16 protein-coding genes are annotated in these 17787 nt (G+C 34.7%); 8 read left to right on the top strand and 8 right to left on the bottom strand.

Features of this window, described 5'->3' with window-relative positions; genetic code table 11:
• Window positions 1-49: 49 nt before the first annotated feature.
• The 3 genes from BSF41_RS14665 to BSF41_RS14655 are packed head-to-tail and all read right to left on the bottom strand — an operon-like array spanning window position 50 to window position 4233.
• Window positions 50-2356 (bottom strand): penicillin-binding protein 1A, encoded by a 2307-nt coding sequence (locus tag BSF41_RS14665; protein WP_095930251.1) that lies wholly within the window; start codon window positions 2354-2356, stop codon window positions 50-52.
• Between the two features lie 10 nt (window positions 2357-2366).
• Window positions 2367-2846 carry a gliding motility lipoprotein GldH gene (locus BSF41_RS14660; protein ID WP_095930250.1) on the bottom strand — a complete coding sequence of 160 codons (480 nt, stop codon included), beginning with the start codon at window positions 2844-2846 and terminating at the stop codon, window positions 2367-2369.
• The gene (locus BSF41_RS14655; protein WP_095930249.1) at window positions 2830-4233 is read right to left on the bottom strand and encodes a regulatory iron-sulfur-containing complex subunit RicT; all 1404 of its coding nucleotides are present in this window, start codon (window positions 4231-4233) and stop codon (window positions 2830-2832) included. Before BSF41_RS14655 ends, BSF41_RS14660 begins: the two co-directional genes overlap by 17 nt.
• Before the next feature lie 297 nt (window positions 4234-4530).
• Between BSF41_RS14655 and BSF41_RS14650 the strand changes: the two genes are divergently transcribed.
• The 8 genes from BSF41_RS14650 to BSF41_RS23985 all read left to right on the top strand — a co-directional run bounded on the left by BSF41_RS14650 (window position 4531) and on the right by BSF41_RS23985 (window position 11652).
• The gene (locus BSF41_RS14650) at window positions 4531-4947 is read left to right on the top strand and encodes an SMI1/KNR4 family protein (protein ID WP_095930248.1); all 417 of its coding nucleotides are present in this window, start codon (window positions 4531-4533) and stop codon (window positions 4945-4947) included.
• 599 nt (window positions 4948-5546) lie between these two features.
• Complete coding sequence (locus BSF41_RS14645) at window positions 5547-6728, top strand: ankyrin repeat domain-containing protein (protein WP_095930247.1); 1182 nt, start codon at window positions 5547-5549, stop codon at window positions 6726-6728.
• Between the two features lie 24 nt (window positions 6729-6752).
• On the top strand, window positions 6753-8099 hold the full coding sequence (locus BSF41_RS14640) for an ankyrin repeat domain-containing protein (RefSeq protein ID WP_253251836.1): 1347 nt from the start codon (window positions 6753-6755) through the stop codon (window positions 8097-8099).
• A gap of 19 nt (window positions 8100-8118) precedes the next feature.
• On the top strand, window positions 8119-8661 hold the full coding sequence (locus tag BSF41_RS14635; protein WP_095930245.1) for a hypothetical protein: 543 nt from the start codon (window positions 8119-8121) through the stop codon (window positions 8659-8661).
• A 43-nt stretch (window positions 8662-8704) separates the two neighbouring features.
• Window positions 8705-9769 carry an ankyrin repeat domain-containing protein gene (locus BSF41_RS14630; protein WP_095930244.1) on the top strand — a complete coding sequence of 355 codons (1065 nt, stop codon included), beginning with the start codon at window positions 8705-8707 and terminating at the stop codon, window positions 9767-9769.
• 60 nt (window positions 9770-9829) lie between these two features.
• Window positions 9830-10582, top strand: coding sequence for a hypothetical protein (locus BSF41_RS14625; protein ID WP_095930243.1), 753 nt, complete (start codon window positions 9830-9832; stop codon window positions 10580-10582).
• A gap of 27 nt (window positions 10583-10609) precedes the next feature.
• On the top strand, window positions 10610-11296 hold the full coding sequence (locus BSF41_RS14620) for a hypothetical protein (protein ID WP_253251835.1): 687 nt from the start codon (window positions 10610-10612) through the stop codon (window positions 11294-11296).
• Between the two features lie 68 nt (window positions 11297-11364).
• A complete protein-coding gene (locus BSF41_RS23985; RefSeq protein ID WP_253251834.1) occupies window positions 11365-11652 on the top strand; it encodes a hypothetical protein in 288 nt (95 codons plus the stop codon).
• A 54-nt stretch (window positions 11653-11706) separates the two neighbouring features.
• Here the strand turns inward: BSF41_RS23985 and BSF41_RS14615 are convergent, their stop codons facing one another.
• The 5 genes from BSF41_RS14615 to BSF41_RS14595 all read right to left on the bottom strand — a co-directional run bounded on the left by BSF41_RS14615 (window position 11707) and on the right by BSF41_RS14595 (window position 17564).
• On the bottom strand, window positions 11707-11937 hold the full coding sequence (locus BSF41_RS14615; protein WP_095930242.1) for a ferredoxin: 231 nt from the start codon (window positions 11935-11937) through the stop codon (window positions 11707-11709).
• Window positions 11937-13178, bottom strand: coding sequence for a peptidase U32 family protein (locus BSF41_RS14610; protein ID WP_095930241.1), 1242 nt, complete (start codon window positions 13176-13178; stop codon window positions 11937-11939). Before BSF41_RS14610 ends, BSF41_RS14615 begins: the two co-directional genes overlap by 1 nt.
• Before the next feature lie 224 nt (window positions 13179-13402).
• Window positions 13403-14761: a rhodanese-related sulfurtransferase gene (locus tag BSF41_RS14605; protein ID WP_095930240.1), complete on the bottom strand. Its 1359-nt coding sequence runs from the start codon at window positions 14759-14761 to the stop codon at window positions 13403-13405.
• Between the two features lie 159 nt (window positions 14762-14920).
• A complete protein-coding gene (locus BSF41_RS14600; RefSeq protein ID WP_095930239.1) occupies window positions 14921-16597 on the bottom strand; it encodes a SulP family inorganic anion transporter in 1677 nt (558 codons plus the stop codon).
• A 10-nt stretch (window positions 16598-16607) separates the two neighbouring features.
• Window positions 16608-17564 (bottom strand): polyphosphate kinase 2 family protein, encoded by a 957-nt coding sequence (locus BSF41_RS14595; RefSeq protein ID WP_172426913.1) that lies wholly within the window; start codon window positions 17562-17564, stop codon window positions 16608-16610.
• Between the last annotated feature and the right edge of the window lie 223 nt (window positions 17565-17787).

The following is a 17787-nucleotide window of genomic DNA, read 5'->3' as shown; positions in this document are numbered from 1 at the left end:
ACTGGTAAAGGGATTGATGTATAATCAGATAAGGGTTATTGCAACAATATTACAATTCAAATTCATCTGTATTTTGTTCGGTCTGTGTGGTATCTTTCACTATAACTGGTCTAGCATAGCAGTCTACTTTTATAGAAAGGTTTGCCGGACGTTCAAACTCGCCTTTAGAAACCTGAAGGGTTTTATCAGCATAACACTTTTTCATGTAATACCCCCAAACAGGCAAAGCTGCAGTTGCTCCTTGTCCGTAAGTCAAACTTTTGAAACGTGCTGAACGATCTTCACATCCAACCCAAACTCCAGTTACCAAGTTCGGAACCATTCCCATAAACCAACCATCAGACTGGTTTTGCGTTGTACCTGTTTTACCCGCAATTGGGTTTGTAAACATGTATGGATATCCTGTCCAACGGTTATCTCCACTTCCGCCGCCCTGAGTACGTAAACGCACACCAGAACCACTTTCTGTAACCCCTTGAAGCAATTTGATTACCGCAAAGGCAATATCTTTATTTAAAACGTCGTGAGACTCTGGAATTGGTTCGTAAATAACCTCTCCGCTTTTGTTTTCAATTCTGCTTAAAAACTGTGGTTTTACATAAACTCCTTGGTTCGCAAATGTACTATACGCCGCAACCATATCTTCAACTGTAATATCTACCGCACCTAGTGCAATTGAAGGCTGAACTGGAATTTCTGTTTTTACTCCTAATTTTTTAGTTAATTCTACAACTGCTTCTGGACTTGTTCTATCAATTAATTTAGCCGAAACTGTATTGATAGAAGCTGCCAAGGCTTGTTTTAAAGTTACCATTCCGCGGTATCTGTAATCTGAGTTTCTTGGTTCCCAGTCTTCTGTTACGTGGTGACGTCCTTTATGGATCATGAAAGGTCCATCAAGAATAGAATCACATGGCGACATATTTAATTCTTCGATTGCCGTTGCATAAACAAAAGGCTTGAAAGTAGAACCTACCTGTCTTGCTCCCTGCCCTACGTGATCGTATTGGAAATATTTGTAATTGATTCCTCCAACCCAAGCTTTAATTGCTCCTGTTTGAGGTTCCATAGACATTAAACCAGATTGCAAAAAGTGCTTGTAGTAACGAATAGAATCCAGTGGTGTCATAGTGGTATCTCTTTCACCTTTCCAAGTAAAGACACGCATTTTAGTTTTTACTTTGAATGATGCAATGATATCTTCCTCGCTTTTATCCATATCTTTCATCTGAGCCCAACGAACAGAATTTTTCATGGCTTGCATGATGATTCTATCTGTCTCAGCTTGTGTAATATTTACGAAAGGAGCATTTTTATTGTTTTTTTGATCAATAAAAAACTGCTGTTGAAGGTTTTGCATGTGCGCAGCAACCGCTTCTTCAGCGTAGGTTTGCATTCTAGAATCTATAGTAGTATAAATCTTAAGACCATCTTTGTAAATATCGTAATCAGATCCATCAGGCTTTTTGTTTTCAGCAACCCATTTTTTCATGTAATCGCGAAGATATTCTCTGAAATAAGTAGCGATACCTTCACGGTGGCTTTCCAATTTAAATTTCAGCGTAATTGGAAGCGCTTGAAGTCTTTCTTTTTCAGCTTCCGAAATCATTTTTGCTTTTGCCATTTGCGATAAAACCACATTACGACGGTTTTTTACGCCCTGCGGATTTCTTACCGGATTGTACAAACCTGAATTTTTGAACATTCCGACCAAAATAGCAGATTCGTCAATTGTCAAGTCTTTTGGCTCTTTTGAGAAATAAGTCTGAGCGGCAGAACTTACTCCAACAGAATAATTTCCGAAATCATAAACGTTGCAATACATCGCTAAGATTTCGTTCTTTGTATATTGTCTTTCCAGACGAATGGCAATAATCCATTCTTTTATTTTTTGTACAACTCTAAAAGGCAAAAATTTCGATCCTTCACCATGAAACAACTGTTTTGCAAGCTGTTGTGTCAATGTACTCGCACCCCCATTTGTTCCTAAACTAAAAACAGCTCTTAAAGTTCCACGCCCATCAATTCCTGAGTGGTCGTAAAAACGTGCATCTTCAGTTGCAACAAGTGCTTCAACTAAATTTTTAGGCAAATCAGAATATTTAAGTTGCGATCTATTGGTTTTGAAATATTTACCAATCACAACTCCATCAGAAGAGATAATTTCGGTAGCAAGGTTTGAATCTGGATTTTCTAAATCTTCAAATGAAGGCATAGAACCAAATAAACCCCAAGAAGCAAATAAGAAGAAGGCTAGAACTCCTAATAAAGAGTAGGCAAAAACCTGCCAAAATTTCTTTTTGTAATAATTAATATCCTTAACGCTTTTGGATTGATTGTTTTTTTTAGCAGCCATAACTATTTATCTAATCTTTTTGTTCTATTCTAAAACCAACGTCTGTAATTCCTTGCAAAGCTTCAACACCTGGTATTTTACCCGATTGTCTAACCGCTTGTTTGATGTGAACTTTGTATTTCCCTGTAAACTTCACATCTTCTTTGTAATAAAGCTTACTTTCTTTTATGTCAGAAAATCCATTTCCTAACAACGTTCCATCTGGCTCTGCCATTTGGTATTCTAATGTATCCACTTTTGTAAAACCGCTTGGTGTTTCAAGAGCAACAATTAAAAATAAATTATTAAAAGGATAATTATTATTGTCTCGTATGTTTACAAAGAGGTTGAACTTTTTTGTAGAATCTAAAACTGGCAGATCAAAGCTTACAATACTGTCTTTGTGCCAAGCACTTCCAACAGATTTATACTGATCAAATACTCTTTTTTTATCACAAGAAAAAAGAAGTATAGCTACCAAAAGAAGAATTCCGCTATTTTTTATTCTCATTTTTAGTATTCGTTATTGGTTTTCTAGGTTCAGCAGGTTTGTTTTCATTAGAATTTTGCTTATTCGGATTGTTCTTATTCGAATTATGCTTTTTCTTATGATTTTGCTTATTTGGATTGTTTTGATTGTTTGGTTTGTTTGCGTTGCCATTGTTTGCATTACCATTGTTCGGATTAGTATTTCCTGCTGGTTTAGCGTGATTTACATTTTTCTCCTGCTGTGGTTTTGCTGGAGTTGCAACGGTAGCCGCCTCTGCATTTTGCTTGCGCTTACGATTTGGTTTTTTCTTTCTTTTTGGTTGGTCAAAACGAGTTAAACTTTCTTGACCCATTGCATTATTGAAGTCTTTTTCTGGTTCTGCAACTACTTCAACAGCAAAATCTTCTAAAGAAGAAACTTTATTTTTCTGTTTATTTTCTGCAATGATCTCTTTTACCTGATCAATTTTTAAAACATGCCAGTTTGCGAAGTTGTTTGTATACGCAAACCACATTAATCCTTTAAAAATATCTTGTTTTTGGCAAACAGCATCTCCTTTTTCTGTGATTAGTTTGGTATCGTAATCCGGAAAATCTTTTAATGCATCCATGTAAGTGTCTAACTCATAGTTCAAACAGCATTTTAGTTTACCGCATTGCCCCGCTAATTTCTGCGGATTCAATGATAATTGCTGATAACGAGCTGCTGATGTATTTACACTTCTGAAATCGGTTAACCAAGTCGAACAGCAAAGTTCGCGTCCGCAAGATCCAACTCCTCCTAAACGAGCCGCTTCCTGACGGAAACCAACTTGTTTCATCTCCACTCTAGTGCTGAATTCTTTAGCAAAATCCTTAATCAGCATTCTAAAATCGACACGATCATTTGCCGTGTAGTAAAAAGTTGCTTTAGATCCGTCGCCTTGAAATTCGATATCCGAAATCTTCATTTCCAATTTATGCTGAATCGCCAATTCACGTGCACGAACCTTCATTGGTTCTTCGCGATCACGTGCTACAGACCAAATATCGATGTCTTTTTGAGATGCTTTTCTATAGATTTTCGGCACATCATTACTTTCAGGATTTGCACCTTTTTTCTTCATTTGAATTTTTACCAATTCGCCTGTAAGAGTAACAATACCAATATCATGACCTGGTGAAGCTACAGTTGCAACAATATCACCAATGCTTAAAGTTAATTTTTCTGAATTTCTAAAAAATTCCTTACGTCCGTTTTTAAAACGAACCTCAACACAATCAAAAATCGCCTCTCCATTGGACGGACTCATGTTCGAAAGCCAGTCAAAAACCGTCAATTTATTGCAGCTATCGGTGCCGCAAGTCCCATTATTTTTACAACCTTTTGGTGCGCCACCATCTGAGGTTGAACAACTTGTACATGCCATAATTATATATGTAGTGCTGCCAGAATGCAGCTTAAGTTCATAAACGTTTGATCGGTAAAGATAGTATTTTTTTTATTTGGCTATTTATAGATTAGTTCTAAAGGGTTGTTAAATAAAAATTGACCCTATCTTTTAAAATAATACTTTTAAAATTCTCTACTAAAAATATCTTATTCCCCTCTAAATAAAAATCTTATTCTGTTTGTTTTATGACTTACTGAGATTGTTTTCAGGTCTTTTAAAAATTAATTTTGTATTTCTCTTGAAGAGAAAAATTACAGTTTTATTAAAAAAATCATGAAATTAATTCTTGAAGAATCAGAACAAAAACTAACTACAAAAGAAATTAGTGAATTTGAAAAACTTTTTAATTGTTCATTACCTAATTCATTTAAAGAATTTTATCTTTCAAATAATGGAGGTTATTATCCCGAAGAAAATCAAAACCGTTTTATCTTAGGTGGATTTAATTCAATAAAATATGGAGATCTTCCTATTGAACAGCTCTATAAAGATTTAATTGAAGATTTCAATAAACTAAGTCAAATGATTCCATTTGCATATGATTATGGAGGGAATTGTTTTGTATTATCTTTAAAAAAAGAAGATTTTAATTCAATATTTCTTTGGTTAATGGATGAAAAAGAACTTCTATTTGTATCCCAATCTTTTGATTTATTTATTTCTAATTTGAAAAATGATAGTAAAGAATAATTCGATTTCTCTCCTTGCGCGAACAGAGAACACAAGTTTTATAAAATTGATTTATCATACATTCACAAGCAGAATGAACTTTTAACAAGGGAGAAGTTTAAAACCCGATAGCGCGGATTTTCAATCCGTGCCCGCAACAGTAAGACACAAAACAAATCATTAAAATAAAAGTTACAACAAATTAATGCCCTTTTTATATTTACAAAGAGAATAAACCAATCTTTGCGGGCACGGATTGCAAATCCGCGCTATCGTTACTGAGATAAATCTGCACGATCGAGTTGTGCGAAGAAACTATTACTAATGATCTTGATATTATTTTTCAATAATTGAAATGAAAATAAACCCTATTTTGCTTCAATTGCAAAATACGGTTTTCTTTTAAATATACTTTTTATCTATTTTTTCAAAAAATCAGACCAAAAAAAAGCCAAAAATCTCCATTCGGTCTATTTCTTAACATAAAAAGCCTTTTTTAATTTTTATCCTGAAATATATTTCTCATTTTTATGTTTTATCTTACAGCAATGTTTGTGAAGCCACTAATTACAAGCCAAAATTGTGAGTAAAACTTATAATCATTTTTAAATATATTACGAATGCAAACACAAAACCAGATTGAAAATTTCCTTTTTCAGGGAAAATTTGACGAGGCCAGAGAATGCCTAAATAACGGAGAAAACTTTAACGATCAGTATCTTAAAAACAATTTCTCTCAAATAGCTGCCAAAATTATCGAAGCCAAAGAAATTGATTTCATCGAACGGCTAATAAAAGCCAACTTTATTGAAACCGATATTTACGAATTGGACAGTTTTGACAAATCTATATTCAACCCACTTTCCCGAAATATAAAAAATGACGAAGAATCTCTTTCTATCTTCAAAGAGATAATGTCAAAAGTCGACAATTTTAATGACGAAATCAGCGATCAGACTTTATTGGGATATTTCATAGAAAAAGAAGCGGCTCCAGAAGTTATTAAAAGTTTAATAGAAGATTTTGGATGCAATGCACAATACCAAAACAACGCTCAGGAAAATCTAATTCATAAAATCGTAAACAATTATTCTTTAAATGCTGAAAAAGGCAAAGAATATATTACAATACTTCTTGAAAACGGAGTTGATATCAACGAGAAAAATGTAGTTGGAACTACTCCGTTGATGTATGCTGTAAAAAGAAACAAAAAAGAATACATTCCGACCTTATTAGAAAACGGAGCAGATCCTAACGAAAAAGACAATCAGGAAAACAGTTCTTTTTATTATGCTGTTGGTGAGCAGTTTTCTATTCCGATGTACGAACTTTTAGCCGAATCCTCTTCAGCAGATTTCAGCAGCATCAATAAAGACGGAAGAACTTTACTGACTGAGTTTATCCGAATGATGTCTGATTCGGAGAATGATCTCAATTCTTTCCAAAGGTTATTATCTGATGGTGCCGACTTAAATCACTGCGCTCAATATTATGGAAATCCGAAATCCGGCATCGATTATATAGCGGAGAAAAAATCGGGTATTTTAAAATCGGCATTAGACAGCGGGGCAATTGATGTTAACGAACAAGACAATCAAGGCAATACCATTTTGCACAAAGTCTGTGCCTACAATGTGAATTATGATGCTGAAGCGGCGAAAGAAATTTACAGGAAAGTAAAATTGCTTCTTGAAAATGGCGCAGATAAAGAAATTACAAACGATAAAGACGAAACTGCTCTTGCGCTTGCTTCTACAGACAATTTGAAAGTTAAAACTGTTGAGCTTTTAATGAAAGCCTAAATTTAAAATCACAATTCTATGTCAATGTCATTTATAATTGCCTGTGAAAACGGCAATCGAAAAATAGCTGAATTACTGCTTCAAAATAAAGAAGTAGAGGTAAAATATACCGACGAAAAAGGAAGAACAGCCTTGCATTATGCCGCGCACAGAGGATATCTGGATATTGTGAAACTATTAGTTGAAGATGGAGCCAATATCGATTATGAAGATCATGCAGGAGAAACGCCTTTATTCTTTGCTTGTCTGCAAAAGCAAAAACAGACCGCTTTGTTTTTGTTGGAGAATGGCGCCAAAATTGAAATCAACGATAAAAACGGTAACAGCTTGTTACACTTGACCGTACAAACTGCCCAGGTTGATATCGCAACAAAGTTGCTTGAAGCAGGAATTGATGTTAATTTATTGAATAACAATGGAGAAACTCCGCTATTATTGGCTTCTGCAAAACTAAACCGTGAGATTATCCAATTGCTTTTAGATAAAGGTGCCGACATTAATGTGACCGATAAACAAGGCAATACGCCATTACTTTACGCATGTTATACAAAGTCATTGCCAATAGTAACTTTACTCTTGGACAATGGCGCGGCTATCAATCATACGAATCATTCTGGGGAGAATGCGCTATTAATTGCATGCTACGAAACCAATAGAATGTTGGCTAAATTATTGATTGAAAGAGGATCAGATGTATTTACTTCAAGTAATAATGGACACTCTTCTATTTGGTACGCTTGCGCGAATAATCAAAAGGAGATTGTCGCATTGTTTTTAGAAAATGGCGTCGATGTGAATTACAGCAAACCAGTCACCAGTGATACTTCTTCAATGAATGATTATCTAGATTGGATTGTCAGTGCAACCAATATTTCTAACGAATCTAGTTTCACCTTAAATAACTCTTATACTTACGGAGGAGAAAGTCTTCTACATGCTGCAACCAAAAAAGGCAATCTGAGTATGGTAAAACTATTAATTGAAGCAGGGGCAAATATCAATATTCAAGACGAATCCGGAAATACGCCCCTTCACTACAGCGCTGCAAACGGAAAGAAAGATGTTGTAAAGTATCTATTGGACAACAAAGCCGATGCTTCCATCGTAAATGTAAAAGAGCAAAAAGCAATTGACTATTCGAATGTAAAAGGTTTCAATGAAATTACGGAGTTGATTTTGAAATATGCTCCTTCTGGAACTACTGTAAATCCAATAAACACTGCACCGCAGACCGAAGCTCCAAAAGCGGATACTTCAAATTCGATGGAAACAAAGAAAAAAGCATTATTAGACTTAAAAGAACTTTTAGATGCTGGAATTTTAACTTCGGAAGAATTTGATATTGAAAAAAGTAAAATTTTAAAAGGATAAATAATAAATAAACTCACAAATGAAAAAAATCTTAAATGCCACGACTCTATTTTTAGTATTAATTGCCTCGAGCATAGTTTCTACATCTTGCACCAACCTTTCGCCAGAAAAAACCTTTGAAATTGCTGCTTTAAATTCGAATTTATTGTCTCGTTTTGGAAGCAAAGAAATCAATGAAAAACTGCAATCGGAAGCACAAGTTTATGATGAGAGTCAAAAAAAGATGGTTCCTTCTTCTTACTACGATGCTTTTAAATATGATATTACCAATCTAGAAATACGTTTTCAAACTATTAAAGATATTGCTGAAGACGATGATAACAAAGAACTTCTTCAGGCTTCAAAAGATTTATTTTCTTATGCAATCGCCAAACAAAAAGAAGGTTATTTGCCGATTGCTAAACTAAAAGACGAAAAAGCTTCGCCAGAGCAAATACAAAAAGCAATCTCAGATTTTGACACCTCAACTCAAAGTGAAATTGATGCAAAATTTACAAAACTGATGAATGCAGCAAAAGCATATGTTGAAAAGCATAACATTAATGCTAAAATTGGGGTCTGAAATCAAATCTCTTGACAAATGATTTTAAAAAGGAACAAAAAGAATGGGAAAGAAAAAGAAAACGCTTCCGAAAAATTTTAATGAATTAATCGAGAAGAAAGACATTGAAGGTTTGAAAGCTGTATTTGACACCTGCGAATTGGACGCAAGAGGCGGTTACGGAAAAACAACCGCGTTAAGCTTTTGGGGTATTCCCGATGAGCTTATAGTCTGGCTAGTAGAAAATGGCGCAGATATAGAAGCGGTTGATACTTATAACCGTACTGCATTGCATCAAAACGCGATGATACGAACTGGTAAGGTTTCAACTTTATTAGCACTCGGTGCCAATATACATGCAAGAGATAATTATGGAGATACGCCTTTGCATTTTGCAAGTGGAAGTGGCTTTAATGTTGATGCTGTCCAAAAACTGATAGCATCTGGAGCAGATACCAATGCATTGAATACCTACAAACAAACTCCTTTGGAACGTGCTTTGGTTAGAGCAAATAACATCGACCTTAAAAACTTGGCCGAAATATCAAAAATACTTTTAAAATCTGATGTCGAAATAACTCAAACCATGAAAGATGCTGTTGTTCGAAGGGGAGAAGATTTTGAATTTCATAGGGAAAATTTCAACAAAGATTACTTGGAAGAGACAGACCATGCATTAAAGCAACTTTATGAAATGTTTCATGTTCCGCCTGTAAAAAGACGTATTCTACACGACGGCGTGTCTCCCATTTCTGTAAGTGGCACAACCTGGGAAAAACAATTCGAAGAACTATGGGAACTTTTAATACCGTCAAAGGGCAGTTCAAAAACCATACAAGGCGAAGTCGTGCGCATATCAGGAAAAGTGCGCGATGAAATATATAGAAATGGCGGCGGGAATTGGAATATTGATTTTAAAAAAATGTTAGATGCCTTTTTTATCCATTTGTCCTCAAATAATTCATTGTCTGATAACGAATTGGCAAAAGCAGCTTTAATTATAAAAGATGTTCGAAAAAATGGAGACGGGGAAATCGACGAACTTAATTTTTTATGCGAACTCGCAACTAAATGGGTTCTTGCCAATACGACACCGATTTTGCTAAGCGAACCAAATTACAAAAGATAAGATTACAAAACATTTTGAACGATACAAGAGTGTTTTTCTTATGAAATCTAAAAAACTATTATGATTAGAAATTTACTTATTACAGTCCTTATTTTACTATTTACTGGATTTTCAAGTTGCAACAAAACCAAAGAAAAAACAGCATCTTCTCAGGTTACAGAAATTCCAACTGTTCCAGAAGTTTTTGAAAAAGATACAGCTTCAATCGAAATAAAGAAAAAACCTGAAGATTTTATTCCGAAAGGATATGTTCCTTTTGATACTATTAAGGGAGATTTTAATAAAGACGGACTGGAAGATTATATTCTGATCATTAAAGGAACTGATAAAAGTAAAATCATTCAGCACGAATATCGTGGAGAACTAGACCGAAACCGCAGAGGAATTATTGCTCTATTAAACAAAAATAATGGCTACGTACTGGCTGCTAAAAACTATGACAGCTTTTCTTCTGAAAATGAAGAAGGAGGTGTTTATTATGCTCCCGAACTTGACTTTGAAATAAAAGACGGAAAATTATACATAAACTATGCTCATGGAAGATACGGTTATTGGCAGTATACTTTTAGATATCAAAATTCAGATTTTGAACTAATTGGTTATGATGCCAGCAGTAATCGAGGACCAATTGTTCTTACAGAAACCAGCATCAATTTTCTGACTCGAAAAAAGATTGTAAATCATAACATCAATGAAAACACCTATGATGATGATGAAATTTTTGAAAAAAGCGAAAGTAAAATTAAAAGAACAAAACTTCTTAAATTATCTGAAATTAAAGATTTTGATGAACTTCATCTTTTTGATGAATAATTTCACGAACCTTATTCTGAATACAATATGAAAATAAAGTTTTACTTCGTCTTTTTTCTACTTTCGCAAACCTATATTTTAAATGCTCAAAAAGCTTATGTCGTTAATGATTTCTTGAAAGGCCATACTTTGTATTTTGCCAAACAAACTAAGAATTCGAAAACAGAAGAATATTATAGGCTTACAGAGAATCAAACAAAGAAAACGGTACTCGAATATGGTTCTAAGCAACTTTCTAAATCGGAACTAAGCAAAACAGCCAAAATCACGACATTCAAAAGTATTCCTGAATCTAATATTCGCGTTTTAGGAGATGTCAACTTTGACGGACGTACCGACGTTATCCTTTTTAACAACGAGAAAAATGACGATGAAGGTTGTTATACACCACAAGCAACAGCGTATATATTTATTAATATGTCAAATTCTTTTGTGTTAAGCAATAGTATTAGCGACTTGTATTACAATTCCTTTTGTGTAAGAGGTGGAGGATTTGAAATTGATGCTAAAAACAAACGTCTTATAACCTCAAGCAGCGGCGGTGCAGCCCTTCATGTTTGTTCCTATTATAGCGTTTCTGGTTTGGAAGCTAAAGAAGAATGCACTTTTGAGGAAGATGGAAATTCTTTTCCGTTTCTAAAAATAACAGGCAAAAACGAAAAGGTAATGATTTCATACCTTTTTCGACTTTATCTGTTTACGAGCCAAACTTAGAAAAAGTAGTTTCTTTTGATACTAAAAATGGTAAGGGGCGCATAATTTTATTTAAACATAACGGTATTTTGTATTATGCATTTCGGCAAAACGATGAATATAAATTTGTTTCGTTTGCCCACCCATCAACTCCTGAAAAAGCAGACAAAGCAGGATTTAAATTTCGAAAACAAAATACAGTTTACGAATTGGAATTTAATAGTGGCAACATAAAATATATAATTTATGAAAGTGCCACAGACATTGGAATCAAAATTTATGTAAACGGAAAACTATCTGATTGGCAGGGAACTTCTAAAGAAGGAAGCTTGTCTGTCTTATCAAACAGTACTTTCAAAAATATGGTTAAAGAATAAAATTGCTTTAATAAAAAAGAGCTGCGTTTTGCAGCTCTTTCTTTTTTATATATTCTATGTTTCTTTAACCGTAATAATCTTCACTGGACAAGCTTTTGCAGCGAGTTCACAACTTTCTACAATGGCATGATTTGGAGATTTTAAAGTTAAAAATCCTTTTGCATTCTGCGAATGAAGCAATACCGATTTTCCGTCTTTTTTCGACATCTGGAAATGAACTGGATCCATTTCGACGCAATAATTACAACCAATGCATTTGTCTCTCTGTAAAGTAATAATAACCATTATGCCTCAACGATTTTATATAGCTTGTCCGACATTCTGATTCTAAACGGAAGCTTGAAAGTGCAATCGTCTCCTTTTGTTGCTTTTTCTGCTGTAAGATCGTTCACAAACATTTCATCGATAATCATTTCCTGAGCTCCTGTACTTGGTCCTGTTACCAAAATTTTATCTCCGACTTTAATATCGTAAGCTTCAATTTTGAATTGTCCAACTTCGGCTTTTGGGAAATAATGTGTTCCTTTTCCAACATAAACTTTCTTTTGAGTTGCCGCAGATCCAGGAGTATCGCTCCATTCTCCTAATTCTTGTCCCAAATAATATCCTGACCAAAAACCGCGATTGTAAACGGTATTCAAAGCTTCCATCCAAACTACCGTTTTCTCTTTTGAGAAAGTGCCTTCGTAATATGCATCGATAGCTTCACGATAGGTTTTAATGACCGTTGCCACATATTCTGGCGCACGACCTCGACCTTCGATTTTTAAAACCTGAATTCCAGAATCAATTACTTGATCTAAGAAATCCAAAGTACATAAATCTTTTGGCGACATCATGTATTCGTTATCCAATTCGATTTCGAAACCCGTTTCTTGATCGATAACTGTATATTTTTTTCGGCAATTTTGTTTGCAGGCACCACGATTGGCAGAGGAATTATGTGAATGTAAACTCAAATAACATTTTCCTGAAACTGCCATACACAAAGCTCCGTGACCAAAAATTTCGATTTCTACTAAATTTCCGTTTGGCCCTTTGATCTGATCCTTTTCTATTTGTTCTGTGATTTTCTTTACTTGACGTAAACTCAATTCACGACTTAAAACCATCGTATCTGCAAATAAACTATAGAATCTAATGGTTTCGATGTTCGTTACATTCAATTGGGTCGAAATATGAACTTCCATTCCAATCGATCTTGCCATTGCAATTACAGCTTGGTCTGATGCAATTACAGCAGTAATATTAGCATCTTTAGCTTTTGTCAATAATGTTTTTACGACAGATAGATCGTGATCGTAAATAATGGTATTTAAAGTAAGATAGCTTCGAACATTTTTTTCTTCACATCGATTAGCTATTTCTTTTAAATCTTCAATAGTAAAATTAACGGTCGATCTTGCACGCATGTTGAGTTGTTCAACACCAAAATATACAGAATCACATCCATTGTCTAAAGCAGCCTGAAGCGACTCAAAGTTCCCAGCGGGAGCCATGAGTTCAATTGTATTGTTAATCGTCATTTTTGATTTATTATTCAAATGACAAAAATAATGTGGGTATAGATTAGATTCCTATGATTTATATCATAGTCTATGTTTTAAAAATTATTCGTAACAGATGAATATAACCCACGATTGAAACCGTGGGCTATATTTAATATTGATTTTTGGTTGCCCAAATGGCACGAATCTATAATTTGGTAAAAATACGGCTACGACATTTTAAATTAGGATTTTAAAAATCGCTAATTTAAAATTTTATACAATTTATCCGACAAACGTATACGGAAAGGAACCTCAAAAGTAACCTTATCACCAACTTTAGCAGATTGAGTTTCTGCACCATTAACAATGATCCTATTCAAAACCAATTCCTGATCTCCTGTAGTTGGACCAGAAATAAGGATTTTATCACCAATGTTTAATTCGTGATTTTCTACTGTAAATTGTCCAACTTGTGCTTTTACATAATAATGTTCTGCTTTTCCAAGAAGTACTTTTTTTACTTTTACTTTCTGACGGATATCAGCTGGCTTTTGCGCTGTAGCCAAAGCAGTTTCTGGCAATTCGCCTGAATGTTTGAATTTCAGATTTTCAGATTTACCTTTTCGAAATACTTTGTTTCCAACTTGTTTACCTGTTCTTAAACGAACTTGGTCAACCAAAGGCATATGTATGATATCCAAGCATTCTGTTGAACAGCAGTTTTCCATTGCTGCTTTACAATCATCACATTGAATAAACAATAAATGACAACCATCATTTTCGCAATTCGTGTGGTTATCGCAAGGTTTTCCGCATTGATGGCATTGTGAAATGATATCATCAGTAATTCTTTCGCCTAGACGATTATCAAATACGAAGTTTTTACCAATGAACTTGCTCTCTAGACCTTCTTCTTTCAACTGTTTAGCGTAATTAATAATTCCGCCTTCTAATTGATAAACGTTTTTGAAACCTTGGTGTTTAAAGTAAGCACTTGCTTTTTCACAACGAATACCTCCCGTACAGTACATTACCAGATTTTTATCGTCTTTGTGATCTTTAAGCTGATCGTTGATAATTGGCAAACTCTCTCTAAAAGTTTCAACATCTGGTGTGATGGCGTTTTTAAAATGCCCTACTTCACTTTCGTAATGATTTCTAAAATCAACCACAATCGTATTCGGATCATCTAAAATCTCATTGAATTCTTTGGCTTTCAAGTGAACGCCTATATTGGTAACATCAAAAGTGTCGTCGTTTAAGCCGTCTGCAACGATTTTGTGACGCACTTTGATTGTTAATTTCAAAAACGAATGGTCATCATGCTCTACAGCTTCATTCAAACGAATGCCTTTCATGAAATCATAAACTTCAAGAGTGGTTCTAAAAGCTTCCAAATTTTCGGCAGGAATACTCATCTGAGCATTTATTCCTTCACTGGCAACATAAATTCGACCTAATGCATCTAGGGCATTCCAGGCTACGAATAAGTCATTACGAAATTTTTGTGGATCTTGAATTTTGGCATACGCATAGAAAGACAACGTTAGTCGTTGTTTACCTGCATCATCGATCATGATGGCTCTTTCTTCTGCGCTCAAAGTGTTATACAGTTGCATGCTATAAACAGTTTTAAGTTAAGAATATATGTATTTTTAGATTTTTCTCTAAATCTGCGGCAAATTTAGGGTTTATTTTGAGATTAAAAATGATCTTGCCCTAATTATCTGATTTTTTTAACATCAAAAACAGAATTCTGCTCCCAACAATCTTTCTTTTTATTTTCTATTATCCTGTATAGCATGCTGCACTAAATCATCTACAGATACAGAACGGCTAATGTGCCCAAACAGAATTTCGAGATTTTCTGCCCGAAGACTGTCGCGAACGTCAGAGCGGGCTTCGGCAATTTTTAGGGTAATATTCTTTTTTTGTAAATCGACAAATAAATTCTTTAAGAAACGTGCGCCAGCAATATCAATACGTGGAGACGAATTGAGATCTAGTATTACTATTTTTAAAGAATCCTGTTCGCTGTAGATTTTTTCCAAGATTCGTTCTTTTATATATTCTGCATTGAAATAAAATATGGAAGATTCAACTCTAACAATCAATATGTTTTCTATTATCTCATTATCAGGATGTCTCTTTAAATCGGTGTAAATTCTTGTTCCTGGAATTCTGCCCAAAAAAGCTACGTGCGGTTTTGATGCAGCTTTGAGTAATAACAGCAAGGTCACGATTGTAGCCAGTAAAACTCCTGCAAGAATTCCCCAAATAAGCACTCCCGCAAGTGCAACCATAACTACAGCAAATTCTTGTTTGTTTATTTTATAGAGATGTTTCATTTCTTTCCAATCAAAAAGTCCTCTAATGGCAACTAAAACGATAGCAGCCAGAATTACGGTTGGAAGATTCTGAAGATATCCTGTTAAAAACAAGAGACAGCAGGCAATTGCACCTGAAGCAAATAAAAGCGACAACGGTGTTTTGGCGCCTGCAGCATCGTTTACAGCTGATTGTGACAAACCTCCTGCAACAGGATAACCGTGTCCCAATGAAACAGCTGCATTAGCGACTCCAAGTGCCAGAAGTTCCTGACGCGGATCTATAACATACCCGTTTTTTTGTGCCAATGTCCGGCCAGCAGAAACACTTTCTATGTAAGACAATAAGAAACAAGCCATCGCGAGCGGCAAAACTCCTTCAACATCTCGAATTCGGAGCGAAGGCAGATGAAACTCAGGAAGCCCAGTCGGAATAATTCCAACCGTATTAAACTCGGCATATTTTAGTGAGGTAACCGAAATAAGGATGATAGATAAAATGACAATCAATATTGCAACAGGAAACTGTGGCGCTATTTTTTCTCCTATGATTAATATTGAAATAGCGATTATTCCAAAAATAAAAACAGTAGTATTCATATCAGGAATTTGATGAAATAGAGTGACAATTCGTTCTAAAAAATTATCTCCTCCTCCTTTAACTCCAAACAATTTGGGCAGTTGCGTTAAACCAATAGTGATAGCCGCACCTGCTTTGAAACCAACCAAAACCGTTTCGCTAATAAAATTAATAATTCCGCTTAACCTCAACAGATAGGCAACAATCGCCATTCCGGAGAATACTAATGCAGTAAGAGAAGCAATCTCAGCCCAACGTTCTACATTCCCATTTGCCATACTTGCAATAGTTGTGCCTACTAATAAAGAAATTGCAGATGTTGGACCTATGGCAAGCTGTCGGCTGGTTCCAAACAAAGCATAAAATATTCCACCAATGAGATAACCATAAACTCCATATTGAGGAGGCAATCCCGCAAGAGTGGCATAGGCAAGAGATACAGGAATTCCGTAAGCAGCAAGAGTTACGCCTGCCATAAAATCTCTTTTGAGATCCTGCTTTTTATAATTTTTAATCCAGTCTTCAGCGGGCAAAAGTTTAGAAATCATATTCAAAAGCTTATTCTTTCTCTTCTAGCAATGCTTTTTTAACCTCATTAAGTTCAGCAATTTTTTCTGCACTTACTTTAGGATATTCCAAATCCATTTCGTCTAACGCATGAATTATTGCAGAAGCAATTGCAATTCGAGCATACGATTTATCATCAGCAGGAATTACGTACCAAGGTGATTTTTTGGTAGATGTATTTTTAATTAATTCCTCATACGCATGCATATAATCATTCCAATAGCCTCTTTCTTTGGCATCGGCTGCACTAAATTTCCAATTTTTATCAGGATTGTCAACCCTTTCAATAAATCTTTTCTTTTGTTCTTCTTTAGAAAGGTTTAGAAAAAATTTAATAACAACCGTTCCGTTTCTATTAAGGTATTTTTCAAAGTTTCGAATATCTTCAAAACGATCTTCCCAGATGTCTTTAGTAATCAATTTTTCAGGAATCTTTTGACTTCTCAATATCTGTTCATGAACACGAACTACTAATACTTCTTCATAATAAGAGCGATTAAAAATTCCTATTCGGCCTCTTTCTGGAAGATGTTTCTGGCAGCGCCATAAATAATCATGGTCTAATTCTTCTGAACTTGGTCCTTTAAAAGAAGAAACCTGACAGCCTTGCGGATTTATACCCGACATGACATGTTTGATCGCGCCATCTTTTCCGGCTGCATCCATGGCTTGAAAAATAATAAGAACCGACCATTTATCTTGTGCGTACAAAATATCCTGCATGGCAGCTAGTGCTTTGACTCCCATTTTTAATATTTTTCTAACCTGTGTTTTATCTCCTTCCATAGAGTAAGAAGTTGGTTTGTCCTCTAATGTGAAGTTCTTATCATCTCCAACACAATATTGCTCAGAAAATTTTTTTGCCCGATGTAATAATTCCTTTTTATTTAATTTTTTCAAATCATCATCATCTTCTTTTTGATGTTTTTTCTTGTTATTTTTTGACATGATTACAAAAGTTTTTGAATTATTATTTCTTGTTCATTGAATAATCTATTCTTACAAAAATGCAGTTTATCGGCAATAAATGGCCTTTCATCCGACTTTGCATTATTAACTGATAAACAGATAGATGGAATTTTAACTAAAATTAACAAAATTCGCACAATATTTAACCACCTAACCAAAAAAACGCTAACTTAGCTAATGCACTTTACTGGTTTTTAATTAG

This window comes from Flavobacterium sp. ACN2 (assembly GCF_002303885.1).
Lineage (GTDB): Bacteria > Bacteroidota > Bacteroidia > Flavobacteriales > Flavobacteriaceae > Flavobacterium.
This window is presented reverse-complemented; position numbering and strand designations above follow the sequence as displayed.